This is a genomic window from Quatrionicoccus australiensis (assembly GCF_020510525.1).
Taxonomy (GTDB): domain Bacteria; phylum Pseudomonadota; class Gammaproteobacteria; order Burkholderiales; family Rhodocyclaceae; genus Azonexus; species Azonexus australiensis_B.
The window spans coordinates 345,954-372,037 of the sequence record NZ_CP075188.1 but is presented as its reverse complement, the minus strand read 5'-3'; the positions used below and the strand labels follow the sequence as shown (position 1 = coordinate 372,037).

General features: G+C 56.9%; 38 protein-coding genes. 4 read left to right on the top strand and 34 right to left on the bottom strand.

Annotation, left to right across the window (positions count from 1 at the left end; all coding sequences use genetic code 11):
• Window positions 1-18: 18 nt before the first annotated feature.
• A complete protein-coding gene (locus KI612_RS01775; protein ID WP_226442122.1) occupies window positions 19-420 on the bottom strand; it encodes an acyl-CoA thioesterase in 402 nt (133 codons plus the stop codon).
• A 98-nt stretch (window positions 421-518) separates the two neighbouring features.
• On the opposite strand from KI612_RS01775, the gene KI612_RS01770 reads away from it, so the two are divergent.
• The 4 genes from KI612_RS01770 to KI612_RS01755 are packed head-to-tail and all read left to right on the top strand — an operon-like array spanning window position 519 to window position 7,555.
• Window positions 519-2,333 carry an ABCB family ABC transporter ATP-binding protein/permease gene (locus KI612_RS01770; RefSeq protein WP_226442121.1) on the top strand — a complete coding sequence of 605 codons (1,815 nt, stop codon included), beginning with the start codon at window positions 519-521 and terminating at the stop codon, window positions 2,331-2,333.
• A gap of 34 nt (window positions 2,334-2,367) precedes the next feature.
• The gene (locus KI612_RS01765) at window positions 2,368-5,097 is read left to right on the top strand and encodes a CHASE domain-containing protein (protein ID WP_226442120.1); all 2,730 of its coding nucleotides are present in this window, start codon (window positions 2,368-2,370) and stop codon (window positions 5,095-5,097) included.
• A complete protein-coding gene (locus KI612_RS01760) occupies window positions 5,090-5,998 on the top strand; it encodes a response regulator (protein WP_226442119.1) in 909 nt (302 codons plus the stop codon). The genes KI612_RS01765 and KI612_RS01760 overlap by 8 nt, the downstream gene beginning before the upstream one ends.
• A gap of 15 nt (window positions 5,999-6,013) precedes the next feature.
• Window positions 6,014-7,555, top strand: a complete 1,542-nt coding sequence (locus KI612_RS01755) for a SpoIIE family protein phosphatase (protein ID WP_226442118.1) — start codon at window positions 6,014-6,016, stop codon at window positions 7,553-7,555.
• Between the two features lie 64 nt (window positions 7,556-7,619).
• On the opposite strand, the gene rplQ is transcribed toward KI612_RS01755, so the two are convergent.
• The 33 genes from rplQ to rpsL all read right to left on the bottom strand — a co-directional run bounded on the left by rplQ (window position 7,620) and on the right by rpsL (window position 25,949).
• Window positions 7,620-8,018 (bottom strand): 50S ribosomal protein L17, encoded by a 399-nt coding sequence (gene rplQ, locus KI612_RS01750; protein WP_226442117.1) that lies wholly within the window; start codon window positions 8,016-8,018, stop codon window positions 7,620-7,622.
• A 58-nt stretch (window positions 8,019-8,076) separates the two neighbouring features.
• Window positions 8,077-9,051 carry a DNA-directed RNA polymerase subunit alpha gene (locus KI612_RS01745; RefSeq protein ID WP_226442116.1) on the bottom strand — a complete coding sequence of 325 codons (975 nt, stop codon included), beginning with the start codon at window positions 9,049-9,051 and terminating at the stop codon, window positions 8,077-8,079.
• A gap of 24 nt (window positions 9,052-9,075) precedes the next feature.
• Complete coding sequence (rpsD, locus tag KI612_RS01740; RefSeq protein ID WP_226442115.1) at window positions 9,076-9,705, bottom strand: 30S ribosomal protein S4; 630 nt, start codon at window positions 9,703-9,705, stop codon at window positions 9,076-9,078.
• A 12-nt stretch (window positions 9,706-9,717) separates the two neighbouring features.
• Entirely contained in the window at window positions 9,718-10,107 is a 390-nt protein-coding gene (gene rpsK / locus KI612_RS01735) for a 30S ribosomal protein S11 (RefSeq protein ID WP_011286111.1), read from the bottom strand.
• Window positions 10,108-10,119: 12 nt separating this feature from the next.
• The gene (rpsM, locus tag KI612_RS01730) at window positions 10,120-10,482 is read right to left on the bottom strand and encodes a 30S ribosomal protein S13 (RefSeq protein ID WP_117607664.1); all 363 of its coding nucleotides are present in this window, start codon (window positions 10,480-10,482) and stop codon (window positions 10,120-10,122) included.
• 52 nt (window positions 10,483-10,534) lie between these two features.
• Window positions 10,535-10,648 (bottom strand): 50S ribosomal protein L36, encoded by a 114-nt coding sequence (rpmJ, locus tag KI612_RS01725; RefSeq protein WP_028994206.1) that lies wholly within the window; start codon window positions 10,646-10,648, stop codon window positions 10,535-10,537.
• A gap of 73 nt (window positions 10,649-10,721) precedes the next feature.
• Window positions 10,722-10,940: a translation initiation factor IF-1 gene (gene infA, locus KI612_RS01720; protein WP_226442114.1), complete on the bottom strand. Its 219-nt coding sequence runs from the start codon at window positions 10,938-10,940 to the stop codon at window positions 10,722-10,724.
• Window positions 10,941-10,946: 6 nt separating this feature from the next.
• Entirely contained in the window at window positions 10,947-12,269 is a 1,323-nt protein-coding gene (gene secY, locus KI612_RS01715) for a preprotein translocase subunit SecY (protein ID WP_226442113.1), read from the bottom strand.
• Window positions 12,270-12,286: 17 nt separating this feature from the next.
• Window positions 12,287-12,721, bottom strand: coding sequence for a 50S ribosomal protein L15 (gene rplO / locus KI612_RS01710; RefSeq protein ID WP_226442112.1), 435 nt, complete (start codon window positions 12,719-12,721; stop codon window positions 12,287-12,289).
• Between the two features lie 3 nt (window positions 12,722-12,724).
• A complete protein-coding gene (gene rpmD, locus KI612_RS01705; protein ID WP_226418153.1) occupies window positions 12,725-12,907 on the bottom strand; it encodes a 50S ribosomal protein L30 in 183 nt (60 codons plus the stop codon).
• Between the two features lie 3 nt (window positions 12,908-12,910).
• Window positions 12,911-13,438 (bottom strand): 30S ribosomal protein S5, encoded by a 528-nt coding sequence (gene rpsE, locus KI612_RS01700; RefSeq protein WP_226442111.1) that lies wholly within the window; start codon window positions 13,436-13,438, stop codon window positions 12,911-12,913.
• A 26-nt stretch (window positions 13,439-13,464) separates the two neighbouring features.
• Window positions 13,465-13,821 (bottom strand): 50S ribosomal protein L18, encoded by a 357-nt coding sequence (gene rplR / locus KI612_RS01695; RefSeq protein WP_226442110.1) that lies wholly within the window; start codon window positions 13,819-13,821, stop codon window positions 13,465-13,467.
• 9 nt (window positions 13,822-13,830) lie between these two features.
• Window positions 13,831-14,361, bottom strand: coding sequence for a 50S ribosomal protein L6 (gene rplF / locus KI612_RS01690; protein ID WP_226442109.1), 531 nt, complete (start codon window positions 14,359-14,361; stop codon window positions 13,831-13,833).
• A gap of 10 nt (window positions 14,362-14,371) precedes the next feature.
• Entirely contained in the window at window positions 14,372-14,767 is a 396-nt protein-coding gene (rpsH, locus tag KI612_RS01685; protein WP_226442108.1) for a 30S ribosomal protein S8, read from the bottom strand.
• Window positions 14,768-14,781: 14 nt separating this feature from the next.
• A complete protein-coding gene (gene rpsN / locus KI612_RS01680; RefSeq protein WP_226442107.1) occupies window positions 14,782-15,087 on the bottom strand; it encodes a 30S ribosomal protein S14 in 306 nt (101 codons plus the stop codon).
• A gap of 7 nt (window positions 15,088-15,094) precedes the next feature.
• Entirely contained in the window at window positions 15,095-15,634 is a 540-nt protein-coding gene (gene rplE / locus KI612_RS01675) for a 50S ribosomal protein L5 (RefSeq protein ID WP_226442106.1), read from the bottom strand.
• Between the two features lie 9 nt (window positions 15,635-15,643).
• Window positions 15,644-15,961, bottom strand: coding sequence for a 50S ribosomal protein L24 (gene rplX / locus KI612_RS01670; RefSeq protein ID WP_226442105.1), 318 nt, complete (start codon window positions 15,959-15,961; stop codon window positions 15,644-15,646).
• A 10-nt stretch (window positions 15,962-15,971) separates the two neighbouring features.
• Window positions 15,972-16,340 (bottom strand): 50S ribosomal protein L14, encoded by a 369-nt coding sequence (gene rplN, locus KI612_RS01665; RefSeq protein WP_028994194.1) that lies wholly within the window; start codon window positions 16,338-16,340, stop codon window positions 15,972-15,974.
• Window positions 16,341-16,494: 154 nt separating this feature from the next.
• The gene (gene rpsQ / locus KI612_RS01660) at window positions 16,495-16,761 is read right to left on the bottom strand and encodes a 30S ribosomal protein S17 (RefSeq protein ID WP_226442104.1); all 267 of its coding nucleotides are present in this window, start codon (window positions 16,759-16,761) and stop codon (window positions 16,495-16,497) included.
• Window positions 16,758-16,952, bottom strand: coding sequence for a 50S ribosomal protein L29 (gene rpmC, locus KI612_RS01655; protein ID WP_027456670.1), 195 nt, complete (start codon window positions 16,950-16,952; stop codon window positions 16,758-16,760). Before rpmC ends, rpsQ begins: the two co-directional genes overlap by 4 nt.
• Before the next feature lie 2 nt (window positions 16,953-16,954).
• Entirely contained in the window at window positions 16,955-17,368 is a 414-nt protein-coding gene (gene rplP, locus KI612_RS01650) for a 50S ribosomal protein L16 (protein ID WP_150429715.1), read from the bottom strand.
• Window positions 17,369-18,154, bottom strand: coding sequence for a 30S ribosomal protein S3 (gene rpsC, locus KI612_RS01645; RefSeq protein WP_226442103.1), 786 nt, complete (start codon window positions 18,152-18,154; stop codon window positions 17,369-17,371). It abuts the gene before it with no gap.
• 9 nt (window positions 18,155-18,163) lie between these two features.
• Window positions 18,164-18,493: a 50S ribosomal protein L22 gene (gene rplV, locus KI612_RS01640; protein WP_168657806.1), complete on the bottom strand. Its 330-nt coding sequence runs from the start codon at window positions 18,491-18,493 to the stop codon at window positions 18,164-18,166.
• Window positions 18,494-18,502: 9 nt separating this feature from the next.
• Complete coding sequence (rpsS, locus tag KI612_RS01635) at window positions 18,503-18,778, bottom strand: 30S ribosomal protein S19 (protein ID WP_066879986.1); 276 nt, start codon at window positions 18,776-18,778, stop codon at window positions 18,503-18,505.
• A gap of 10 nt (window positions 18,779-18,788) precedes the next feature.
• A complete protein-coding gene (gene rplB / locus KI612_RS01630; RefSeq protein ID WP_226442102.1) occupies window positions 18,789-19,616 on the bottom strand; it encodes a 50S ribosomal protein L2 in 828 nt (275 codons plus the stop codon).
• The gene (gene rplW / locus KI612_RS01625) at window positions 19,616-19,918 is read right to left on the bottom strand and encodes a 50S ribosomal protein L23 (protein WP_226442101.1); all 303 of its coding nucleotides are present in this window, start codon (window positions 19,916-19,918) and stop codon (window positions 19,616-19,618) included. Before rplW ends, rplB begins: the two co-directional genes overlap by 1 nt.
• On the bottom strand, window positions 19,915-20,538 hold the full coding sequence (gene rplD, locus KI612_RS01620; protein ID WP_226442100.1) for a 50S ribosomal protein L4: 624 nt from the start codon (window positions 20,536-20,538) through the stop codon (window positions 19,915-19,917). The genes rplW and rplD overlap by 4 nt, the downstream gene beginning before the upstream one ends.
• 10 nt (window positions 20,539-20,548) lie before the next feature.
• Window positions 20,549-21,187, bottom strand: coding sequence for a 50S ribosomal protein L3 (gene rplC / locus KI612_RS01615; RefSeq protein WP_226442099.1), 639 nt, complete (start codon window positions 21,185-21,187; stop codon window positions 20,549-20,551).
• 109 nt (window positions 21,188-21,296) lie between these two features.
• On the bottom strand, window positions 21,297-21,608 hold the full coding sequence (gene rpsJ, locus KI612_RS01610; protein ID WP_011286086.1) for a 30S ribosomal protein S10: 312 nt from the start codon (window positions 21,606-21,608) through the stop codon (window positions 21,297-21,299).
• A gap of 62 nt (window positions 21,609-21,670) precedes the next feature.
• Window positions 21,671-22,861: an elongation factor Tu gene (tuf, locus tag KI612_RS01605; RefSeq protein WP_226442088.1), complete on the bottom strand. Its 1,191-nt coding sequence runs from the start codon at window positions 22,859-22,861 to the stop codon at window positions 21,671-21,673.
• Between the two features lie 17 nt (window positions 22,862-22,878).
• Window positions 22,879-24,972, bottom strand: a complete 2,094-nt coding sequence (gene fusA, locus KI612_RS01600) for an elongation factor G (protein ID WP_226442098.1) — start codon at window positions 24,970-24,972, stop codon at window positions 22,879-22,881.
• A 17-nt stretch (window positions 24,973-24,989) separates the two neighbouring features.
• A complete protein-coding gene (gene rpsG, locus KI612_RS01595; protein ID WP_226442097.1) occupies window positions 24,990-25,460 on the bottom strand; it encodes a 30S ribosomal protein S7 in 471 nt (156 codons plus the stop codon).
• Between the two features lie 111 nt (window positions 25,461-25,571).
• Window positions 25,572-25,949, bottom strand: coding sequence for a 30S ribosomal protein S12 (gene rpsL / locus KI612_RS01590; RefSeq protein ID WP_066879509.1), 378 nt, complete (start codon window positions 25,947-25,949; stop codon window positions 25,572-25,574).
• Window positions 25,950-26,084 lie beyond the last annotated feature (135 nt).

Genomic DNA, 26,084 nt, shown 5'->3' with positions numbered 1-26,084 from the left:
CCCGATTTTATTACATTTTCAATCTTTTTCGGCTGGCAGCTGGCGCTTCTTGCCGGCGGCGTCGATCGCCACGTAGGTCAGCTCGGCCTCGGTCACCTTGACGACAACCGGATCGGCGTAATTGCGCTCGGCATAGACCTCGACCTTGACGGTAATCGAGGTGGCGCCAACCCGCACGATATCGGCATAAAGACTGACGATATCGCCAACCGACACCGGCTGCTTGAACAGGAAGGAGTGCACGGAAACCGTCGCCACCCGACCGCGCGCCCGGCGCATGGCGGGAATCGCACCGGCCACGTCGACCTGGGCCATGACCCAGCCGCCGAAAACGTCGCCGTTCTGATTGAGATCGGCCGGCATCGGCACGACACGCAGGGTGGAATGCTTTTCCGGCAGGGTGAGGCGGTCGACGTCCATGATTTGCCCAAATTCAAAATAAAAGCGGATTTTCGCGGAAAGCGGCCAGTTTTCATATACTGGCGAGTCAAGCAAATTCCAGCAAAGCAGATTTCCCCATGCGTCACAGCACCGCCCTCCCCAAGCCACCGGCTGGCCAGCCCCTGCCCGAGCGCCATGTCTGGCTGACCTTGCGCACGCTGTTCCCCTATCTGTGGCGTTATCGCCTGCGTGTACTCGCCGCACTCGCCTGCCTGGTCGGCGCCAAGGTGGCCAATGTCGGCGTACCGATGATCTTCAAGGAGATGATCGACGGCCTCTCCGGTCCGCAACAGCTGCTCGCCCTGCCGGCCTTGCTGCTCGCGCTTTACGGCTTGCTGCGTTTTTCCACGGCGCTGTTCACCGAACTGCGTGAAATCCTCTTCGCCCGCGTCACCCAGCGCGCCGTCCGCCAGGTTTCGCTGGAAGTTTTCGGCCACCTGCATTCGCTCAGCCTGCGCTTTCATCTCGAGCGCCAGACCGGCGGCGTGTCGCGCGACATCGAGCGCGGCTCGCGCTCGATTTCCAGCCTGATTTCCTACACGCTGTATTCCATCCTGCCGACCCTGGTCGAAATCGGCCTGGTGCTCGGCATTCTCTTTGTCAAATACGACGGCGGTTACGTGCTGATCACCCTCGTTTCGCTGCTCGCCTACATCGTGTTCACGATCAAGGTCAGCAACTGGCGCATCGACATCCGCCGTGCCGTCAATGAAAACGACTCCGCAGCCAACAGCCGGGCGGTCGACAGCCTGCTCAACTACGAAACGGTCAAGTACTTCAACAACGAAGCCTGGGAAGCCCGCCGTTACGACGAGCAACTGCTCAAATGGGAAGACGCGGCAACCCGCAGCCAGACCACGCTCGCCTTCCTCAATCTCGGCCAGCAGGCGATCATCGCGCTCGGCGTCACCGCCATGATGTGGCGCGCCGCGAGCGGCGTCGTGGCCGGCACGATGACGATCGGCGATCTCGTACTGGTCAATGCCTTCCTGATCCAGCTCTACATGCCGCTGAACTTCCTCGGCATCGTCTACCGCGAAATCCGTCAGGCACTGACCGATATCGAGCGCATGTTCAACCTGCTCAAGACCGATCGTGAAATCGCCGATGCCCCCGATGCGCGCGACCTGCCGCCCGGCCCGCTGCAGATCAATTTCGATGCGGTCGACTTCGCCTACGAACCGGAAAGGGCGATCCTGAAAAAACTCAGTTTTGCCGTCGAGCCGGGCCGGACCGTGGCCGTGGTTGGCCACTCAGGGGCCGGCAAATCGACGCTGTCGCGCCTGCTCTATCGCTTCTACGACGTCAGCGGCGGCGCCATCCGGATCAACGGGCTCGACCTGCGCAGCCTGAAACAAACCAGCCTGCGCGCCGCGATCGGCATCGTGCCGCAGGACACCGTGCTGTTCAATGACAGCATTTTCTACAACATCAACTACGGTCGCCCCGAGGCGAGCCGCGAGGAAGTGATTGCGGCAGCACGTGCAGCGCAGTTGCACGATTTCATCGAGTCGCTGCCCAACAAATACGAAACCAGGGTCGGCGAGCGCGGCCTCAAGCTCTCCGGCGGCGAAAAGCAGCGCGTCGCAATCGCCCGCGCCCTGCTCAAGAATCCGCCCATCCTGATTTTTGACGAAGCCACCTCGGCCCTAGACTCAGCCACCGAGCGCGCCATCCAGGGCCAGCTCGAACTGGCCGCCGTCGGCCGGACGACCCTGACCATCGCACACCGCCTGTCGACAGTGATGAACGCGCACGAAATCCTGGTCATGAGCGATGGCCGCATCATCGAGCGCGGCACCCACGGCGCACTGCTTGAAGCCGGCGGCAGTTATGCCCGCATGTGGACCATGCAGCAACAGGAAGACCAGACCACACCGGACGCGCGATAATCGCGGTTTGAGGATTTCGGAACCCGCCCCGTCAATGTCCCGCCACCTAGTCACCACAGCAAGTGATCGACGCAACGCGGCGCGCTGGTTGTGGTCACTGCTGGTCTTCGCACTGCTGGCTGGTGCGACGCTGGCCGCCTGGCGCTGGCAATCGGATATCGCCAACACGGCGCGCGAGGAAAGCCATATCCGCGAAAGCGCAGCCCAAACCGCCGAGATCCGCAATCACCTGCGCCTGCAAGGCCAGTTTCTGCGCTCGCTGCAAGCCTTTGCAACCGCGAGTGGCGGCCAGGACCCTGCCGCATGGCAACGTTTCACCAAGGAAATCGACATTGCCCGCAATCTGACCGGGCTGTTTGCATTTGCCTATGCGCCAGCGGTCAACCCTGCTCAACGGGCAAAATTCCTTGCGGCCCACGCGGCAAGCGGACAGCGTAATTTCGAAATCCATCCGCCGCCGGGCAATGAGCTTGCATTACCCATCACTTTTATCGCGCCAGACAACAAGGATCTGCGCTCGGCCATCGGTTTCAACCTGCTCTCCGAAAACGTCCGGAGAGAAGCGATCGAACAGGCCATCGCCAGCCACGACATCACCCTGTCCGGCCCCATCACGCTAATCACCGACCAGAAGACCCGGCGCACCAGTTTTCAGCTGATTCAGGCGGTCTACCGTCCCGGCATGCCGCTCAACAACGTGGCTGAACGGCGCCGTGCCTTCAGCGGCATCGTGCTCTGCGCCTACCATGTCGATGAGTTCATTGCTTCGCTCAGTCACAACTGGCACAGCCAGTTCGGCCTGAAGATATACGATGACGGCGGCAATTACCGCCCCGATCCGCCGGTTCCTCCGCAACTGATGTTCACTTCGCAAACCGCCAGCGAAGGGGAGACAAGCGAGCAGATCCTGCATCACGAGATCGATTTCGGCGGCCGCAACTGGATACTGCATTACGGCCAGGCACTTGAACCTGCCGCCACAAGGGGCCTCGATACGGCCAAGCTGATCCTCTACGGTGGCTTGCTAGCCAGCCTGTCGCTCGCCCTTCTGGTCTTCCATCAGGCGAACCAACGCCAGCGGGCAGAACGCTATGTCCGGCGAATCACGACCGACCTGAGACAGTCGGAAGAGCGCCTTCGCCTGGCCAATGCCGGCTCCAACGACGGCCTGTGGGATCAGAACCTGCAGACCGGCGAAGAGTACATGTCTCCCCGCATGGCGGAAATATTCGGCATTCCCGCCACGGCCATGCCGGACTCGGTTGCCGCCTACATCCAGCGCATTCATCCGGACGACGCCAGCAAACGCAGACTTGCCCTGCGCCGTCACTTCCGCGAGAACACAGCGTTCGATGTCGAACTACGCATCATCAAGCCGCACAGCGAAGAAGGCTGGGTACGCGTCAGGGGCGAAGCGGTACGCGACGGCACCGGCAAGCCCGTCCGGATCGCCGGATCAGTCTCCGACATTACCGAGCGCAAGCATTTCGAGGCCGCGCTGCTGGCGGCCAATCTGCTGATGCAATCCGTCCTCGATGCAGCAACCGAAGTTGCCATCATTTCCTGTCAGCCGGACGGCCTGATTACCGTATTCAACAAAGGCGCCGAAAAGATGCTCGGCTATTCCGCCACGGAGATGCTCGGCCGACAAACACCGTTGATCATCCATGATCCGCAGGAGGTCGCCGAGCGCGCAGACGAGTTGAGCCGCGAACTTGGCGAACCTGTTGCAGGTTTTGCCGCTTTTGTCGCAATCGCCCGGCGGCACGAGTCCGAGCAGCGCGAATGGAGCTATCTCCGCAAGGATGGCCAGCGTTTGACGGTGGCTCTCGTGGTTACCGCCCAACGCGACATCGCCGGCGAAATCTGCGGCTATCTGGGCATTGCCGTCGACATCTCGGAACGCAAGGAAGCGCTGCGCGAGCTGCAACTGCACCGTGACCATCTGCAGGATCTCGTTGCCGAACGGACCATCCGGCTGGATGAAGCGCTCCGCCAGGCCCAGGCCGCCAATATCGCCAAATCGGAGTTTCTCGCCAACATGTCGCACGAGTTGCGCACCCCGATGCATGCCATCCTGAGCTTTTCCGAACTGGGCAAGGACAGGGCAGACGCCAGCAATCACGACAAGCTCGCCCAGTATTTCGACCGGATCGGCCACAGCGCCCAGCGCCTTCTGGCACTCATCAACGAACTGCTCGACCTGGCCAAGCTGGAGGCTGGACGCTCCAACCTCAACCACACGCGTACCGAGTTGCTGGCTTTGATCAGACACGCCGGCGCCCAACTCGACTCCCTGTTGCAGGCCCGCAAACTGACGCTGGCGATCGACTGCGTAACGCCGCACAGCGAAATTGTCTGCGATCCATTGCGCATCGAGCAGGTGATCCACAATCTGCTGGCCAATGCGATCAAGTTCTCGCCTGCCGGAGGCCACATCGCGGTACAACTGTTCGCGAGCCAGCTTCCCGGCGGTCAACCCGACGAAAATGGCAAAATCCAGCCAGCACTGGGTATCCGTTTCATTGATCAGGGCCTCGGCATTCCGCCTGACGAGCTGGAGAGCATTTTCGGCAAGTTCGTCCAGAGCCGGCTCACCAAGACCGGAGCGGGCGGTACCGGCCTCGGGCTGGCGATCTGCCGGGAGATAGTTGCGCTGCACCGTGGTACGATTGTTGCCGAAAACAGCGCCGGGGCCGGAGCCTGCTTTACCGTTACCTTGCCACTCAATCCCTGGACAGATCAGTCGGGCCAACATGAATAAATCACGGGTACTGGTTGTAGACGACGAGGAGTTGAACCTCGAGATTCTTTGCGAATACTTCGACAGTGAAAGCAATTTTTCCTTGCGCACTGCCTGTGACGGCGAGACTGCCTGGCAAATCCTGCTTGATCCGGCCGAAAGCTTTGATGTCATCCTGCTCGATCGCATGATGCCAGGTCTGGACGGCATCGGTTTGCTCCGCCGCATCAAGGAAACACCGCGCCTGTCCGACATCCCGGTCATCCTGCAAACCGCAGCCGACACCGCCAGCGAGATTCGCGAGGGGCTGGAAGCCGGGGCCTATTACTACCTGACCAAGCCTTACCGGCGAGATGCACTGTTCGCGATCGTGCATGCCGCGCTGACTGACGCCAAAGCCCATGACTCCTTGCGCCGGCGGCTGAACGACCACATCAATTCGCTGCAGTTCCTGACCCAGGGCGACTTTTCCATTCGCACCATCGAAGAAGCCGGCCAACTCGCATCCTTCATTGCCCAGGCTTGTCCCGATGCTGACCGTGCCGTTCTCGGCATCTCGGAATTGCTGATCAACGCCGTTGAACACGGCAACCTGGGCTTGAGTTACCAGGAAAAATCGACACTCAAACTCGAAGACAACTGGCAAGCGGAAATCGATCGCCGCCTGGCGCACCCCGACAATGTCGGCAAGCGGGTAAGAATCAATTTCTTGCGTAGTGCGAACGACATCACCCTGCGCATCACCGATGAAGGCAGCGGTTTTGCCTGGCAAGATTTTCTTGAATTCTCGCCCGAACGTGCCTGCGATCCGAATGGCCGGGGCATTGCCCTCGCCCGCATGATGAGCTTCGCCAGCATCAGGTATGAAGGCTGCGGCAATATCGCGGTAGCCACCATCTCTTCCGACTCTCCAAAGAATTAGGATTCACTGCCAATCATGAGTCAGGTTATGAACAAGATGAAGGTGCTGGCGGTTGATGACAACCGGACCAACCTGCATATTCTTCAGGTCTTTCTGAAGAAACTGGGACACGACGTCATTCTTGCCGAAAACGGGGAAGAAGCTGTCCGTCGCTTTGAAGCCGATGCGCCGGACCTGGTCCTGCTCGACATCATGATGCCGATCATGGATGGCTTCGAGGCAGCTCGCCGCATCAAGGGAATGACCCGTGAGCGGTGGACGCCGATCATCTTCCTGTCAGCACTCAATCGTGACGAAAACCTGGTCGAAGGACTTGATGCCGGTGCCGATGATTACCTGACCAAACCGATCAACTTTGTCGTACTTGAAGCCAAGTTGCGCTCGGTGCAGCGTTCGCTCGGCATGCAACAGGAATCCATCGATTCGTTGCGCCGGGTTCAGACCATTTCCGACAACGTTCTGGATACCATCATCACGGTCGATGAAAAAGGCATCATCGCGTCGGTCAACCGCTCCGCGGTTCGAACATTCGGCTGGTCGGTCAGCGAATTGATCGGCCAGAACGTAAAGATGCTGATGCCGGAATCCTACGGCAGCGAGCATGAAAATTACATGGCGCGTTATACCGCCAAGGGTCTTGGCACTGTCATTGGTGCCGAGCGCGAGGTCGAAGCCCTGCACAAGGATGGTCACCACTTTCCCGTGACGCTGGGCATCAGCGAGATTATTCTCGACAACAAGAGGATGTTCATCGGCGTCATCCGGGACATTTCGGATCGCAAGATCGCCGAACAAAAGCTGCATGAAAATGCACGCTTGCTGCAGGCCTATTACGACCAGACCCAGAACGAACAGCATCTTGCGATGCGCCTGATGGAGAAGCAGTTGCATCGACATGGGCTGACCGATGAACGGCTGAAGTACAAAGTCATCGCGGCGGAGAGCTTCAGCGGCGATATCGTCGCCGCAAGTCGCTCCCCGGAAGGACGGTTTTACGCCCTTCTCGCCGACGCAACCGGCCACGGCCTGACGGCGGCGATCAGTGCGCTACCCGTTCTGGCAATTTTTTATCGGCTGGCCAGACGCAACCATACCGTGCGCGACATCATTCTCGAACTCAACCAGCAACTGAAGGAATCAATGCCGGTTGGACGTTTCGTTGCGGCGACCCTGGTTTGCCTGGATGAAGAGGCTAGAACCGGCGAAATATGGGTGGGCGGCACCCCGGAAGCATTCATGTTCGACCGCTGGGGACGTACGGAAAAAGTCTTTGCGCCGGCAAACTTGCCACTGGGGATCGTCAATAACGAAGAGATGGATTGCCAGCCGGTCAACTTCACCTGGAGCGCAGAAAGCCAGATCGTCCTTTGTTCGGATGGCCTGCTCGAAGCACGCAACCGGGAAGGCGCCCAATTCGAGGTTGCCGGAATCACCAACGCCGTCGCCAACACCTCGCCAAGTGCCCGCTTCGAACAAATCGACGCTGCGCTAACCAAGCACCTTGACGGGATGCTGGCGACCGATGACGTTTCGCTGATGGTCATTGATTGCCCGTGACACGGGAAATGTGAACGAAAAAAAGGCCGGGAATTCCCGGCCTTTTCAATTTTGTCTGAAATGCTTATTCAGCAGTTTCATCCACTTCCACAGCCTCTGCAGGCTCCGGACGATCAAGCAGCTCGACAAAAGCCATCGGTGCATTGTCGCCAACGCGGAAGCCACACTTCAGGATGCGAAGGTAGCCACCCGGACGCGTTGCGTAACGCGGGCCGATTTCGGCGAACAGCTTGACCACGATTTCGCGGTCACGCAGACGGTCAAAGGCCAGACGCTTGTTAGCCAGCGTCGGCTTCTTGCCGAGGGTGATGATCGGTTCAACAACACGGCGCAGTTCCTTGGCCTTCGGCAACGTGGTCTTGATGGCCTCGTGCTTGAGCAGGGAAACAGTCATGTTGCGCAGCATCGCCAGGCGATGGCTGCTGGTACGGTTGAGTTTGCGAAGTCCCAAACGGTGACGCATGGTTAATCCTTTCTATGTTCTGCAGGCGTCCCTTGACGGCCCGAGCCGGAAAAGGTCTTTAGACCTTTTCCAGACCGGCGGGCGGCCAATTTTCCAATTTCATGCCTAGAGTCAAGCCACGTGCGGCGAGCACTTCCTTGATCTCGTTCAACGACTTGCGACCCAGATTCGGGGTCTTGAGAAGTTCATTCTCGGTACGCTGAATAAGATCGCCGATGTAGTAAATGTTCTCGGCCTTGAGACAGTTCGCGGAGCGAACGGTCAGTTCAAGATCATCAACCGGACGGAGCAGGACCGGATCAACCTGGGCCGGCTTGGAAGCCTCGGCCACAGGAGCGGTACCTTCCAGATCGGCGAAGACGGAAAGTTGTTCCATCAGCACGCGGGCAGCGTAACGGATGGCTTCTTCCGGCTCGACAACACCGTTGGTTTCGATATCAACGATCAGCTTGTCCAGATCGGTACGCTGTTCGACGCGAGCGCTTTCAACAGCGTAGGCAACGCGACGGATCGGGCTGAACGATGCATCCAGCACGAGCTTGCCGATGGTCTTGGAATCGCCCAGATTACGGACGTTACCCGGGACATAACCGCGACCCTTCTCGACCTTGATATCCATGGTCAGCTTGCCGCCAGGAGAAAGGTGAGCGATCACGTGTTCCGGATTGATGATTTCGACGTCATGCGGCAATTCGATATCGCCGGCACGAACAGCGCCTTCACCTTCCTTGACCAGATTGAGCGTTACCACATCGCGGTTGTGCAACTTGAACACGATACCCTTGAGGTTCAGAAGGATGTCGACGACATCTTCCTGAACACCATCAACGGTGGAGTACTCGTGAAGCACACCCTCGATACCGACTTCGGTCGGTGCGTAACCCGGCATGGACGACAGCAGGATGCGACGCAGGGCATTGCCCAGGGTGTGACCGTAGCCGCGTTCGAACGGCTCCATCACAACCTTGGCTTGCACCGGCGAAACGCTCTGCACGTCGATAATGCGGGGTTTCAGAAGTCCACTGCTTTGCATGGGCTAAATTCCTCAGCTCAGTGATTACTTCGAGTAAAGTTCGATGACGAGACCTTCGTTCAGGGTCGACGGCAGCTCGGAGCGCTGCGGCATGGCCTTGAACGTTCCCTTGCCTTCCTTGACATCCACGGCAACCCATTCCGGGAAACCACGGGACTCGGCGGCTTCGAGAGCAGCCTTGCAACGCAGGGAAGCGCGGGCACGGTCAGTCAGTTGCACCACGTCACCCGGCTTGACCAGGAAAGACGGGATGTTCACGCGCTTGCCGTTAACCAGAACGCCGTTGTGGCGGACGATCTGACGGGATTCGGTGCGCGAGGCGCCAAAGCCCATGCGGTAAGCAACGGAGTCCAGACGGGCTTCGAGCAGTTGCAGAAGGTTTTCACCGGTCTGACCCTTGCGGCGATCAGCTTCGGCAAAAGTCCTGCGGAACTGGCCTTCCAGCACGCCATAGACACGACGGATTTTCTGCTTTGCACGCAGGTGAACACCGTAGTCAGACAGACGGGCACCAGACTTCTGGCCGTGTTGACCAGGTGCATAAGAACGACGCTCAATGGCGCACTTGTCGGTGAAGCACTTTTCGCCCTTGAGGAAAAGCTTTTCGCCTTCGCGGCGGCACTGACGGCATTTCGGATCGAGATTACGAGCCACTTGTCTTTCTCCTTAAATGCGGCGCTTTTTGGGCGGACGGCAACCGTTGTGCGGCACCGGCGTCACGTCGGAAATGGAGGTGATCTTCATGCCCAGTGCGTTGAGCGCACGGACAGAGGATTCACGACCGGGACCGGGGCCCTTGATGCGAACTTCAACGTTCTTGACGCCACATTCCTGAGCGGCCTTACCGGCGGCTTCAGCAGCAACCTGAGCAGCGAACGGGGTCGACTTGCGCGAACCGCGGAAGCCGGCACCACCGGACGTTGCCCAAGACAGTGCGTTGCCTTGACGGTCGGTAATGGTAATGATGGTGTTATTGAAAGAGGCGTGGATGTGGGCGATGCCCTCGGCCACGTTCTTCTTAACTTTTTTGCGAACTTTGGTAGCAGTCTTAGCCATGTTCTGTCCCTATTACTTCTTGCCAGCGATGGCTTTGCGCGGGCCCTTGCGGGTACGTGCATTCGTACGGGTGCGCTGACCACGGCAGGGCAAGCCCTTGCGATGGCGCAGACCGCGGTAGCAACCGAGGTCCATCAGACGCTTGATGTTCATGGTGACTTCGCGGCGCAGATCACCTTCAACAGTGAACTTGCCTACTTCATCACGCAGACGATCCATGTCCGCATCGGACAGGTCTTTCATTTTGGTAGAACGAACGATACCGGCCGCGTCACAGATTTTCTGTGCGCGGGTACGGCCGATGCCAAAAATCGCAGTAAGAGCGATTTCTGCATGCTGATGGTTCGGAATGTTTACCCCTGCAATACGGGCCATTGAATCACTCCACTATTTCGAAAATTAACAAATGCCGGACAATGTCAGGGAATTAACCTTGACGCTGCTTATGACGCGGGTCCTTGCAAATGACACGTACGACACCCTTGCGACGGATGACTTTGCAGTTGCGGCATACGCGCTTCACTGAAGGTTGCACTTTCATGTTTCACTCCTCGTCTGCGGGGCTTGGAAGCAGCCGTGTTTCCTTGCCCTGCGGTTTATTGCGTAGAGAATCTTTACTTGGCGCGGAAAACAATCCGCGCCTTGGTTAAATCGTAAGGCGTCAGTTGCACGGTGACTTTGTCACCAGGAAGGATGCGGATGTAGTGCATGCGCATCTTCCCGGAGATAAAACCGTGCACGATATGGCCATTTTCCAACTTCACCTTGAAGGTGGCATTCGGGAGGTTTTCAACAACCTCGCCCAGCATTTCAATGTAATCTTCCTTGGCCATACGTTTTTACTTGATCATTGGTGATCCCTTGAAATTGGCTTTCTTCAAGAGACTTTCATATTGGTGCGACATGACATAAGCCTGAACCTGGGACATGAAGTCCATGGTCACGACCACGATAATCAAAAGTGAAGTGCCACCGAAATAAAACGGCACGTTCCACTTGAGAATCAAAAACTCGGGCAACAGACAAACGACCGTAATGTATGCAGCACCAATCAGTGTCAGGCGCATCAAAATCTTGTCGATGTAACGAGCCGTCTGCTCCCCCGGACGAATACCGGGAACGAAGGCACCGCTTTTCTTGAGGTTGTCTGCGGTTTCTTTGGAGTTGAAGACCAGCGCCGTGTAAAAGAAGCAGAAGAACACGATCGCGGCAGCATACAACATCACATAGATAGGCTGACCCGGCGAAAGGGTACCTGCGACGTCCTTCAGCCAGTGCATCGAGTCGCTGGAACCGAACCAGCCTGCAACCGTTGCCGGGAACAAGATGATGGACGAGGCGAAGATCGGCGGAATGACACCCGACATGTTCAGTTTGAGCGGCAGATGCGAACTCTGACCGCCGTAAATCTTGTTGCCAACCTGGCGCTTGGCGTAATTAACCAGGATTTTGCGTTGGCCACGCTCTACAAATACCACGAAAGCGGTCACAACCACTACGAGCAAGCAGATGACCAGCGCGGTCAGCGGATGCATGGCGCCGGTACGAACCAGTTCGAGCAGGCCACCAATGGCGTTCGGCAAGCCGGCGGCGATACCACCGAAAATGATGATCGAGATGCCGTTACCCAGGCCACGCTCGGTAATTTGTTCACCGAGCCACATGAGGAACATCGTTCCAGTCACCAGCGTGGTGACCGTCGTCAAACGAAACAGGAAACCGGGATCGGAAACCAGGCCAGGCTGAGCTTCCAGTGCAACGGCGATGCCCAAGCCCTGGAAAACTGCGAGCGCAAGCGTACCGTAGCGGGTGTATTGCGTGATCTTGCGACGCCCGGCTTCACCTTCCTTTTTGAGCGCTTCCAGCTGCGGGCTGGCGACACTCATCAGCTGCATGATGATCGAGGCCGAAATGTACGGCATGATCCCAAGAGCAAAGATGGTGAAACGCGACAGGGCACCACCCGAGAACATGTTGAACATGCCCAGAATGCCGCCCTTCTGCGTATTGAAGAGATCGGAAAGAACGTTGGGATCGATCCCGGGAACCGGAATGTGCGCGCCAATGCGATACACAACCAGAGCACCGAGCAGGAACCAAAGGCGGCGCTTCAGATCGCCGAATTTGCCGCCTTTGCCAACAGTATTGGGATTTGCTGCCAACGTTCTACCTCTTCGTATTACTCAGCGACCGCGCCGCCGGCGGCCTCGATAGCAGCCTTGGCACCCTTGGTTGCGCCAACGCCCTTGAGCGTCACCTTACGGGTGATGGCACCCGACAAAATGACTTTGGCGGCCAGTGCATCACCAGGAACAATGCCGGCAGCCTGCAGGGCCAGCAGATCGATTTCTTCGATCGGCAGACGATCCAGATCCGTCAGACGAACTTCGTAATGACGGGCACGGGTCATGGAATTGAAACCGCGCTTGGGCAGACGACGTTGCAAAGGCATTTGACCGCCTTCGAAACCGACCTTGTGGAAGCCGCCGGAACGCGACTTCTGGCCTTTGTGGCCACGGCCACAAGTCTTGCCGAGACCGGAACCGATACCGCGACCAACGCGCTTGGCAGCCTTCTTGGAGCCTTCAGCGGGCTTGATGGTATTCAGACGCATGGCTTAACCCTCAACCTTAACGAGATACTGAACCTTCTGGATCATGCCGCGGACAGCCGGCGTATCTTCCAGTTCAGCGGAACTGTTCAGCTTGCGCAAGCCGAGCCCACGCACAGTGGCGCGGTGATCCTGCTTGGTGCCGATGATGCTCTTGACGAGCGTCACTTTGATTTTCTTGTCAGCCATGACTTACCCCTGGATCTGTTCGACCGAGAGACCGCGCTTGGCGGCGATTTCGGCCGGCGTATTAACCTTCGACAGACCGTCGATGGTGGCACGCACGATGTTGTAGGGATTGGTCGAACCGTGAGCCTTGGCAACAACGTTCGTCACACCGACGACTTCGAAGACGGCACGCATTGCGCCGCCTGCGATGATGCCGGTACCGTCCGGAGCCGGCTGAATCATGACGGTGGTAGCACCGTGACGACCCATGACAGTATGGTGCACCGTACCGCTCTTCAGGCTGACTTTGGCCATCTTGCGACGCGCCTCTTCCATTGCCTTCTGAACGGCGACCGGCACTTCACGGGACTTGCCCTTGCCCATGCCGATACCACCGTCGCCGTCGCCGACAACCGTCAAAGCTGCGAAACCGAGGATACGACCGCCCTTCACCACCTTGGTGACGCGGTTAACCGCAACCATCTTTTCGCGCATGCCGTCATCACGCTCTTCAGCTTGCTGCGGCTTCTTGTTTCTTTCAGGTTTAGCCATTTTCTAACCTTATCCTTTCGCGGCGATCAGAACTTCAGACCGGCTTCACGCGCAGCTTCCGCCAACGCCTGAACACGACCATGGTACTGAAGACCGGAACGATCAAAAGCCACCTGCTCAATACCGGCGGCCTTGGCGCGCTCGGCAATCAGCGTGCCAATCTTGGTGGCAGCAGCCTTGTTACCGCCGTTCGGGAGGTCCTTGCGAACGTCCTTATCCAGCGAGGAAGCCGAAGCCAGAACTTCGCCACCAGTGGCGGAAATGATCTGTGCATAGATGTGCAGGTTCGTGCGATTAACGCACAGACGCACAGCCTTGAGCTCGGCAATTTTGGCCCGGGTTTGGCGGGAACGGCGCAGACGCGCTTGTTTCTTGTTAAACATATGCCACCCTTACTTCTTCTTGGTTTCCTTGATGACCACCACTTCGTCCGAGTACCGAACGCCCTTGCCCTTATAGGGCTCTGGCTTGCGATACGCACGAACTTCGGCGGCAACCTGGCCGACCTGCTGCTTGTCCGAACCCTTGATCAGGATTTCGGTCTGGGTCGGGCACTCAACTTTCACACCAACGGGCATCTTGTGCGCCACGGGATGCGAGAAGCCGAGCGAGAGGTTCAGGACGTCGCCCTGAGCCTGGGCGCGGTAACCCACGCCAACCAGCTGCAGCTTTCTTTCAAAACCCTTGGAAACACCGGTCACCATGTTGTTGAGGTTGGCACGCATGGTGCCCCACATAGCGCTGCCATTGACAGCACCTTCAACCTTGGAAACCTGGACGCTTTGCCCCTCAACGACAACCTGAACAGAAGGGTGTGCCGCGGTCTTGAGGACACCCAGGGGGCCCTTGACCGTAATCTGCTCACCAACCGTCACTTCAACGCCGGCGGGGACGACAATAGGATTCTTACCAATACGAGACATGGTTCCTCCGTTACGCCACGATGCAAAGAACTTCGCCGCCAACCTTGCTGGCACGAGCCTTGCGATCAGTCATGACACCCTTGGGCGTGGAAACAATAGCCACACCAAGACCATTCATGACACGGGGAATATCGTCACAACCCTTGTAAATACGCAAACCAGGCTTGGAAACGCGCTCGATACGCTCGATAACCGGGCGACCTGCGTAGTACTTCAAACCAATTTCAAGAGTTGCCTTACCATCAGCTTCGCGAACAACGAACTCATCAACGTAACCCTCGTCCTTCAGCACGGCTGCGATAGCAACCTTCACCTTGGAAGACGGCATGGAGACAGACGCCTTCTCGGCGAGCTGGGCGTTACGGATGCGAGTCAGCATGTCCGCGATAGGATCGCTCATAGCCATTTCTGAATCTCCTCTTACCAGCTGGCTTTAACAACACCCGGAACTTCGCCGTTGAAGGCGAGTTCGCGAATCTTGTGACGGCACAGACCGAATTTACGGAAAACACCACGCGGACGACCGGTCAGCTGGCAGCGGTTGCGCAAACGAGACGGGCTCGAATTACGCGGCAGAGCCTGAAACTTCAGACGAGCGTCATAACGCTCCTGGTCAGAGAGGCTCGCATCGTTGATAATCGCCTGGAGTGCTGCACGCTTTTTTGCGTACTGCGCTACCATTTTGCGGCGCTTTTCTTCACGGTTGATCAGAGCAAGTTTTGCCATGACTGCCTCAATTCTTGAACGGGAACTTGAACGCTGCGAGCAGAGCTTTCGCTTCTGCATCGGTCTTTGCGGTCGTGGTGATACTGATATTCATACCCCGAAGAGCATCGATCTTGTCGTACTCGATTTCCGGGAAAATGATCTGTTCTTTGACGCCCATGTTGTAGTTACCCTGGCCATCGAAGCCCTTGCCAGAAATACCACGGAAGTCGCGAACACGCGGCAACGCAACGGTAACCAGACGATCCAGGAACTCAAACATGCGAGGACCACGCAACGTGACCATACAACCAATCGGATAACCATCACGAATCTTGAAGCCTGCAATGGACTTGCGAGCCTTGGTCGTAACCGGCTTTTGACCTGCGATTTTCTGCATGTCACCAACGGCGTTCTCGAGAACTTTCTTGTCAGCCACTGCCTCACCAACACCCATATTCAGGGTAATCTTGGTAATGCGCGGCACTTCCATCACTGACTTGTAGCCGAACTGCTTCGACATATCGCCAACGACGGTTTCTTTGTAAAACTGCTGCAAACGCGCCATGACTGCTCCTTATGCGTTTACCAGTTCGCCGTTCGACTTGAACACGCGAACCTTGCGGCCATCTTCGAGCGCCTTGAAGCCAACACGGTCGGCTTTCTTGGTCGCGGGATTGAAGAGCGCAACATTGGAGAGATGAATCGGCATATCTTTGTCGACGATGCCACCAGCCACACCCTTAACAGGATTCGGCTTCACGTGCTTCTTGGCACGATTGACACCTTCAACAAGCACATGCTCTTCACCGACACGACTCAGCACAGTACCGCGCTTGCCTTTGTCTTTACCGGTAATGACGACAACGTCGTCACCCTTACGAATCTTTTCCATGTATTTCTCCTTACAGCACTTCAGGAGCCAGGGACACGATCTTCATAAAGCGCTCGGTACGCAGTTCGCGGGTTACCGGGCCAAAGATGCGCGTGCCAATCGGCTCGAGCTTGTTGTTGAGAAGAACGGCGGCATTGCCGTCAAAGCGCACCAGCGAGCCATCCGGACGACGAACACCCTTGGCGGTACGAACCACCACGGCGTTATAAACATCACCCTTCTTGACACGACCACGCGGGGCAGCATCCTTGATGCTGACCTTGATGATGTCACCAATGCCGGCATAGCGACGCTTGGATCCACCCAGCACTTTGATACACATTACTGAACGTGCACCGGTGTTATCGGCGACATCCAGCGTTGTCTGCATCTGAATCATTTAAATTTACTCCAACTTAATCCGCCTGCGCGGTCAGTCTTGGAACCCGTACGGGTCGAACACCTTTGCCGTGCCCAGAACTGGCCAGCAGCAAAAAAGAAGCCGGATTATACCGGCCTCTTTTAAACTACGCAAGCGTTTATGGAAACTTTCGTCAGACGACGATCGCTTTTTCCAGAACGCTGGTCACTGCCCAGGTCTTGGTACGGGACATCGGGCGGGTTTCAACGATCTCAACGAGATCGCCTGCACGTGCCGTGTTGCCTTCGTTATGGGCGTGATACTTTTTCGAACGGACCATAATCTTGCCGTACATCGGGTGCTTGACCTTACGTTCGACAAGGACGGTAACCGTCTTCTCCATCTTGTCGCTAACAACGCGACCGATCAGAGTACGCTTGATACTGGAGGTCTCGCTCATTGCTGCACCGCCTTTTCACGGATAAGCGTGCGGACGCGAGCAATGTCGCGACGCACCTTGGACATTTGGCTGGTATTGGACAGCTGCTGGGTAGCAAGCTGCATACGCAGACCGAACTGGGCCTTCAGAAGGTCCAGCAATTCCTTGTTGAGCTCGTCCACGCTCTTGGTTCTCAGTTCACTAGCTTTCATGATTACCCCAGATGACGAGTCACGAAGGTGGTAGCAATCGGCAACTTGGCAGCAGCAAGGGCAAACGCCTCGCGAGCCAGCGCTTCATTGACACCATCCATCTCATAAAGCACCTTGCCCGGCTGGATCTCGGCAACCCAATATTCCGGGTTACCCTTACCGTTACCCATACGAACTTCTGCCGGCTTCTTGGAAATCGGCTTGTCCGGGAAAATACGGATCCAGATACGGCCGCCACGTTTGATGTGACGGGTCATGGCACGACGGGCTGCTTCGATTTGACGCGCAGTCAGACGACCACGGCCAATGGCCTTGAGGCCCCATTCGCCGAAGGAAACCTTCGTACCACGGGTCGCCAGACCTTCATTACGGCCCTTGTGTTCCTTGCGGAACTTGCGACGATTCGGTTGCAGCATTTAGGCACCTGCCTTTCTTACACGCTTGGCCGGAGCGCCGTCGCCTTCCGGCTTTTTCACCGTACGGGTACGCGGCTTGTCGCCTTCCGGCTTACCCGGATTACGACGCGGCTTGCGATCATCAGCGGCCGGCTCAACAACTTCCGGCTGCTCGTTGCGATCAAGCATGTCACCCTTGTAAACCCAGACCTTGATACCGATGATGCCGTACGTGGTCAAAGCTTCAGAGGTTGCATAGTCGATATTTGCACGCAGCGTATGGAGCGGCACGCGACCTTCGCGATACCATTCGCTACGGGCGATTTCAGCACCGTTCAAACGACCAGCACTCATCACCTTGATGCCCTGGGCACCAAGACGCATGGCATTTTGCATCGCACGCTTCATGGCACGACGGAACATGATGCGCTTTTCGAGTTGCTGAGCGATCGAGTCAGCAATCAGCTGAGCATCGATTTCCGGCTTGCGAATTTCTTCGATCGACACATGGACAGGAACGCCCATGATGCGCTGAAGATCCGTACGCAGCTGCTCGATGTCTTCACCCTTCTTGCCGATAACCACACCCGGACGAGCCGAGAAAACGGTTACGCGAGCATTCTTGGCCGGACGCTCGATCAGGACGCGACCAACCGAAGCGTGAGCGAGCTTACGCTTGAGGTATTCGCGAACCTTGATGTCTTCGTTCAGCATGCCCGGGAAGTCCTTGCTGGCAGCATACCAGCGCGAACTCCAGTTCTTGGTGACGGCCAGACGGAAGCCAGTCGGATGTATTTTCTGTCCCATGGCTATTCCTTAGTTACCAACGGTCAGATAGATATGGCAGGTCGGTTTGACGATCCGATTGCCACGACCCTTGGCGCGCGCCGTAAAGCGCTTGAGCACCATGCCTTTTTCGACGTAGATGATTTTCACCTTGAGTTCGTCGATATCAGCGCCGTCATTGTGTTCGGCGTTGGCGATAGCCGACTCCAGAACCTTCTTGACGATACCAGCCCCCTTTTTCGGGGAGAATGCCAGGATGTTCAGAGCCTGACCAACCGGCTTGCCACGCACCAGGTCAGCAACGAGGCGACCTTTTTGCGCAGAGAGGCGTACGCCCCGCAGACTTGCACGAGTTTCCATGTCAGCTCCTTACTTCTTGGCCTTCTTGCCGGCGGTGTGACCCTTGAACGTCCGGGTCAGCGAGAACTCGCCGAGCTTGTGACCGACCATATTCTCGGTGACAAACACCGGAATATGCTGCTTGCCATTATGAACAGCGATCGTCAGACCGATAAACTCGGGGAGGATCGTCGAACGACGCGACCAGGTCTTGATCGGGCGCTTGTCGCTTGTGGCGCGAACTGCTTCGACCTTGTCGATCAGATACGCATCAACAAACGGGCCTTTTTTGAGAGAACGTCCCATTTCCTACCCCTTAACGCTTATGACGGCGCTGAACGATCATGCTGTCCGTGCGCTTGTTGCTGCGAGTGCGGTAACCCTTGGTAGGCTGACCCCACGGGTTAACCGGCACACGACCTTCGCCAGTACGGCCTTCACCACCACCGTGCGGGTGATCAACCGGATTCATGGCAGTACCACGAACAGTCGGACGAATACCACGCCAACGCATCGCACCGGCCTTGCCGAACTTGCGCAGATTGTTTTCTTCGTTACCAACTTCACCGATTGTGGCGCGACATTCAACATGCACGCGACGCACTTCGCCAGAACGCAGACGGATCTGCGCATAAGTACCTTCACGCGCCAGCAGCTGAACCGAAGTACCGGCTGAGCGAGCCAACTGAGCACCCTTGCCCGGCATCATTTCGACGCAGCAAATGGTGGTACCGACCGGAATGTTGCGGATCGGAAGAGCATTACCGGACTTGATCGGAGCTTCGGAACCACTCATGATCTGCTGACCGACAACCATGCCTTTATTGGCAATGACGTAGCGACGCTCGCCATCTGCGTAGCAAACCAGAGCGATATTCGCAGTGCGGTTCGGGTCGTATTCAAGACGCTCAACCTTGGCCGGAATCCCGTCCTTGTTGCGCTTGAAATCGATGACACGATAGGACTGCTTGTGACCGCCACCTTGGTGACGAACCGTGATACGACCGTTGTTGTTGCGACCGGCATTACCCGACTTCGCCTCAACCAGAGCAGCAAACGGCTTGCCCTTGTGCAGATTCGGATTGACGACCTGCACCACGGCGCGACGGCCGGGGGAAGTCGGCTTGACTTTAACGAGTGCCATTAGGCATTCCCCCCTTCAACGAAATTGATTTCCTGGCCCGGCTTCAGGCTCACATAGGCTTTTTTCCAGCCCTTGCGACGACCAACCGAACCCTTGAAACGCTTGACCTTGCCCTTGACGTTGGCGACCTGAACGGACTCAACCTCAACCTTGAACAGCAATTCAACCGCGGCCTTGATTTCCGGCTTGGTAGCATCGGAAGCAACACGGAAAATCACCTGCTCATACTTTTCGGCAATATAGGTAGCCTTCTCGGAGATTTGCGGCGCCAGCAGCACCTGCATCAGACGTTGTTGGTTCATCCCCACATCTCCTCGAACTTGGCCACTGCATTCTTGGTAACCAGAACCTTGGCAAAGCGAACCAGAGAGACCGGATCAGCTTCTTGAGCTTCAAGCACCAGAACATTCGGCAGGTTGCGCGACGAGAGGTACAGATTCTCGCTGAGCACATCCGTAACCACCAGAAGATTGCCTTCCAAACCCAGGGTCTTCAGCTTTTGCGAGAAGAGCTTGGTCTTGGGAGCATCAATGGTCAGATCATCGATGACGACCAGACGACCTTGACGGGCCAACTCGGAGAGAATCGCAGCCATACCGGCGCGGAACATCTTCTTGTTAACCTTCTGGCTGAAATTTTCTTCAGGCGAATTCGGGAAGATCCGACCGCCCCCACGCCACAACGGGCTGCCATTGCTACCAGCACGGGCACGACCCGTACCCTTTTGGCGCCACGGCTTGGTGGTAGTGTGACGAACTTCCGAGCGATCCTTCTGCTGACGATCACCGGAGCGCGCATTGGCCTGATAAGCCACGACGATCTGATGCACCAGCGCTTCATTGAAGTCGCGACCGAAAAGCACGTCAGAAGCCTGCAACTTGGCAGCTTCCTGTCCCTGCTCGTTAATTACATTGAGTTCCATGTCGCCCCCCTTAAGCCTTGACTGCCGGACGCACGACAATGTCGGCACCCTTGGCACCCGGAACGGCGCCGCGAACCAGCAGAAGCTGACGCTCAGCATCGACGCGAACAACCGTCAAGCCCTGCATCGTGGACTGCACATCACCCATATGGCCAGCCATGCGCTTACCCGGGAAAACACGACCCGGATCCTGCGCCATACCAATGGAACCCGGCGCATTGTGCGACAGCGAGTTACCGTGGGTAGCACGGTTGGAACTGAAGTTGTGACGCTTGATGCCGCCCTGGAAACCCTTACCGATAGAAGTGCCGGTCACATCAACTTTTTGCCCTTCAGCAAAAATAGTGACAGCAATCTGATCACCAGCCTTGAAAGTGGCCAGCTGCTCAGCATCGATACGGAATTCCTTGAGGACATGCCCGGCTTCCACACCCGCCTTGGCCAAATGGCCAGCAATGGGCTTGGAAACGCGGGAGGCACGGCGCTTGCCGAAACCGACCTGAATGGCTGCGTAGCCATCGATCTCCGGCGTTTTTACTTGGGTCACGCGATTGTTGGACACGTCAAGCACAGTTACCGGAATGGAAGCACCATCCTCAGCAAAAATGCGAGTCATGCCAACCTTGCGACCAACAAGGCCTAGACTCATGGTTATTCTCCTCATCGCCGGCTGCGATTGGCCGGTCGATGTAAAACAACAAATGGGCAGCCAGTTACGGCCACCCCCGAAAGGCGCGGATTATATCCGCAACCCTTTATTACTGCAACTTGATTTCGACGTCCACGCCAGCCGGCAGATCCAGCTTCATCAGCGCATCGACGGTTTTATCGGTCGGATCAACGATATCCATCAGACGCAGATGGGTACGAATTTCCAGCTGATCACGCGAAGCCTTGTTGACGTGCGGCGAACGCAGGATATCGAAACGCTGCTTACGGGTCGGCAGCGGCACCGGACCACGAACAACAGCGCCAGTGCGCTTGGCCGTCTCAACGATTTCCTGAGCGGATTGATCAATCAGGCGATAGTCAAAAGCCTTGAGACGGATACGGATTTTCTGGTTTGCCATTTTGTTTTCCAAAGAACGATGGGGTGAAGTTGCCCTCACCCCGAATTTTCAAAAAGAACGAATTACTCGATGATCTTGGCGACGACACCGGCGCCAACGGTGCGACCACCTTCGCGGATAGCGAAGCGCAGACCATCTTCCATGGCGATCGGCGCAATCAGCTTGACCGTCATCTGAATGTTGTCACCCGGCATAACCATTTCAACGCCTTCCGGCAGCGAAATCGCGCCGGTCACGTCGGTCGTGCGGAAGTAGAACTGCGGACGGTAGTTGTTGAAGAACGGGGTATGACGACCGCCTTCATCCTTCGACAGAACGTACACTTCGCCAGTGAAGTGGGTGTGCGGGGTGATCGAACCCGGCTTGCACAGCACTTGACCACGTTCAACATCTTCACGCTTGGTGCCACGCAGCAGCGCGCCAACGTTGTCGCCAGCCTGACCTTGATCAAGCAGCTTGCGGAACATTTCAACACCGGTACAGGTGGTCTTGACGGTCGGACGGATACCGACGATCTCGATTTCTTCACCAACCTTGACAACGCCACGCTCGATACGACCGGTCACCACGGTACCGCGACCAGAGATCGAGAAGACGTCTTCAACCGGCATCAGGAACGGCAGATCAACAGCACGCTCCGGGGTCGGAATGTAGGAGTCCAGCGCATCGGCCAGACGGAAGATCGACGGCTCGCCAATTTCGGACTGGTCGCCTTCGAGGGCCTTCAGAGCGGAACCATGAACGATCGGGGTGTCATCACCCGGGAAATCGTACTTGGACAGCAGTTCGCGCAGTTCCATTTCGACCAGCTCGAGCAGCTCGGCATCGTCAACCATGTCGCACTTGTTCATGTACACCAGAACGTACGGCACACCAACCTGGCGAGCCAGCAGGATGTGTTCGCGGGTTTGCGGCATCGGGCCGTCAGCAGCGGAACAGACCAGAATGGCGCCGTCCATCTGGGCAGCACCGGTAATCATGTTCTTGACGTAGTCAGCGTGACCCGGGCAATCAACGTGGGCGTAGTGACGATTTGCGGTTTCGTATTCGACGTGGGCGGTATTGATGGTAATACCACGAGCCTTTTCTTCCGGCGCCGCATCGATCTGGTCGTATGCCTTGGCAGCACCACCAAACTTGGCAGCCAGCACCGTGGTGATCGCAGCCGTCAGCGTCGTCTTGCCGTGGTCAACGTGACCAATCGTGCCGACGTTTACGTGCGGCTTGGTACGTTCAAATTTCTCTTTTGCCATTATCGGTTCTCCAGCAATTACTTCTTGTTAATGACAGCCTCGGCGACGTTCTTCGGCGCTTCGGTGTAGTGCTTGAATTCCATCGAGTAGGTAGCGCGACCTTGCGACAACGAGCGCAGGGAGGTCGAGTAACCAAACATTTCGGACAGCGGCACTTCAGCCTTGACAAGCTTGATGCCACCAACCTGATCTTCCATGCCTTGGACGATGCCACGACGGGATGAAAGGTCGCCCATAACGTTACCCATGTAATCTTCCGGGGTTTCGACTTCAACCGCCATCATCGGCTCGAGCAGCGTCGGGCTGGCTTTCTTCATGCCTTCCTTGAAAGCCATGGAGGCAGCCATACGGAATGCGTTTTCGTTCGAGTCAACGTCGTGGTAGGAACCATCGAACAGCGTGAACTTGACATCAACAACCGGGAAGCCAGCCAGAACACCACTGGTCACGGCATCGCGCAGCCCCTTGTCAACCGCCGGGATGAATTCGCGAGGAACAACACCACCCTTGATGGCATCGACGAACTCGTAACCCTTGCCGGCTTCGTTCGGCTCAATCTTGAGCCAGACGTGACCGAACTGACCGCGACCACCGGACTGCTTGACGAACTTGCCTTCCTGCTCGACCGACTTCTTGATGCATTCGCGATAAGCCACCTGCGGCGCACCGACGGAAGCATCAACATTGAATTCGCGACGCATACGGTCAACCAGAATTTCAAGGTGCAATTCGCCCATACCGGAAATAATGGTCTGGCCGGACTCCTCATCGGTACGCACACGGAAGGACGGATCTTCCTGCGCCAGACGACCCAGTGCCAGACCCATCTTTTCCTGGTCAGCCTTGGTTTTCGGCTCGACGGCAACGTGAATCACCGGCTCCGGGAAAACCATGCGCTCAAGGGTGATGACCTTGGCCGGATCACACAGCGTATCGCCAGTGGTGGCTTCCTTCAAACCCACGGCAGCGGCAATATCGCCAGCGCGCACTTCCTTGATTTCTTCGCGCTGATTGGCGTGCATCTGCAGGATGCGACCCAGACGCTCCTTACGACCCTTGACCGGGTTGTAAACGGTGTCACCAGAGTTGATCACACCCGAATAGACGCGGAAGAAGATCAGCTGACCAACAAACGGATCGGTCATGATCTTGAAAGCCAGAGCGGAGAAAGCTTCGTCGTCGGCAGCACGACGCTCGCCTTCGGTTTCGTTCTCGAGAATGCCCTTGACCGGCGGAATGTCGATCGGCGACGGCAGCAACTCGATCACCGCATCAAGCATGCGCTGAACGCCCTTGTTCTTGAAGGCGGTACCGCACAGCATCGGCTGGATTTCACAAGCGAGAGTGCGGGTGCGCAGACCAAGAATGATGTCGGCTTCGGAAAGCTCGCCATTTTCCAGGTAGCGATTCATCAGCTCTTCTGATGCTTCTGCAGCAGCCTCAACCATCTGCTCGCGCCAAGCATTGGCATCATCAACCAGATCAGCAGGAATATCGCGGGCTTCATACTTCATACCCTGCGAAGCCTCATCCCAGAAGATTGCCTTCATTCTGATCAGATCAACAACACCCTCGAACTTCTCTTCAGCACCAATCGGGATAACGATAGGCACCGGATTGGCCTTCAGGCGCAGCTTGAGCTGATCAACCACCTTGAAGAAGTTGGCACCGGAACGGTCCATCTTGTTCACAAAGGCCAGACGCGGCACGCCGTACTTGTTGGCTTGGCGCCACACGGTTTCCGACTGCGGCTGCACGCCACCGACCGCACAGTAAACCATGCAGGCAGCGTCGAGAACACGCATGGAGCGCTCAACTTCAATGGTGAAGTCAACGTGCCCCGGGGTATCGATGATATTGATGTGGTGCGGCTGGAACTGCTTGTCCATGCCACTCCAGAAACAGGTAGTCGCAGCGGAAGTAATGGTAATACCGCGCTCTTGCTCCTGCTCCATCCAGTCCATGGTGGCTGCACCATCATGAACTTCGCCGATCTTGTGATTAACACCGGTGTAGAAAAGGATACGTTCAGTCGTCGTCGTCTTGCCGGCGTCGATGTGCGCGCTGATACCGATATTGCGGTAGCGCTCGATGGGAGTTTTACGTGCCACGTTAGAGCCCTTTGAAATTAGAAGCGGAAGTGAGCAAAAGCCTTGTTGGCTTCGGCCATACGGTGCACTTCGTCACGCTTCTTGACAGCGCCGCCACGATTTTCGGCAGCTTCCAGCATTTCGGCGGCCAGACGCTGACCCATGGACTTTTCCGAACGCTTGCGAGCGGACTCACGCAACCAACGCATGGCCAGAGCAGCGCGACGAGCCGGACGAACTTCAACCGGCACCTGGTAGTTGGCACCACCGACGCGACGGGACTTGACTTCGACCATCGGCTTGACGTTGCTCATGGCAGCGCTGAACACTTCAAGAGGATCCTTGCCACCCTTGGTGGCAATGATCTCAAAAGCACCATAAACAATACGCTCGGCAACAGACTTCTTGCCGCTTTGCATGATGGCATTCACAAACTTGGAGACTTCGACATTACCGAACTTCGGATCCGGCAGAATGTCACGCTTGGGTACTTCACGACGACGGGGCATATTGACCTCTAAATAAACACGATTCAGTTGAAAAGCCGGGCTAGGGTTTTACCCTCCCGGCCTCTCCCGACCGCCCAAAAGGACGGCCACTTACTTAAGCTACCTAATGGATCAGGCAGCCTTCGGACGCTTGGCCCCGTACTTGGAACGGGACTGCTTACGATCTTTGACGCCCTGGGTATCCAGGGAGCCACGCACGGTGTGATAACGCACACCCGGCAAATCCTTGACACGACCACCACGAATCAGAACCACGGAGTGTTCCTGCAGATTGTGGCCTTCACCGCCGATGTACGAAATGACTTCAAAGCCATTCGTCAGACGAACCTTGCAAACCTTGCGGAGAGCGGAGTTCGGCTTTTTCGGGGTAGTGGTGTAAACACGGGTGCAAACGCCACGTTTTTGCGGGCATTTTTCCAGAGCAGGCACCTTGCTCTTGGTGACCTCGGCAACGCGCGGCTTGCGCACGAGCTGGTTGATAGTCGGCATATCGAACTTCCTTCAACGGCCGGGCACCCAGCGGTGCACGACGGCAATTTTGTTATCCAAAGCGGAGACAATGATTAGTCACCGCCGACAAAGACCATAGATTTTATGGTTGATCAACCCCCATGTCAACGAAAC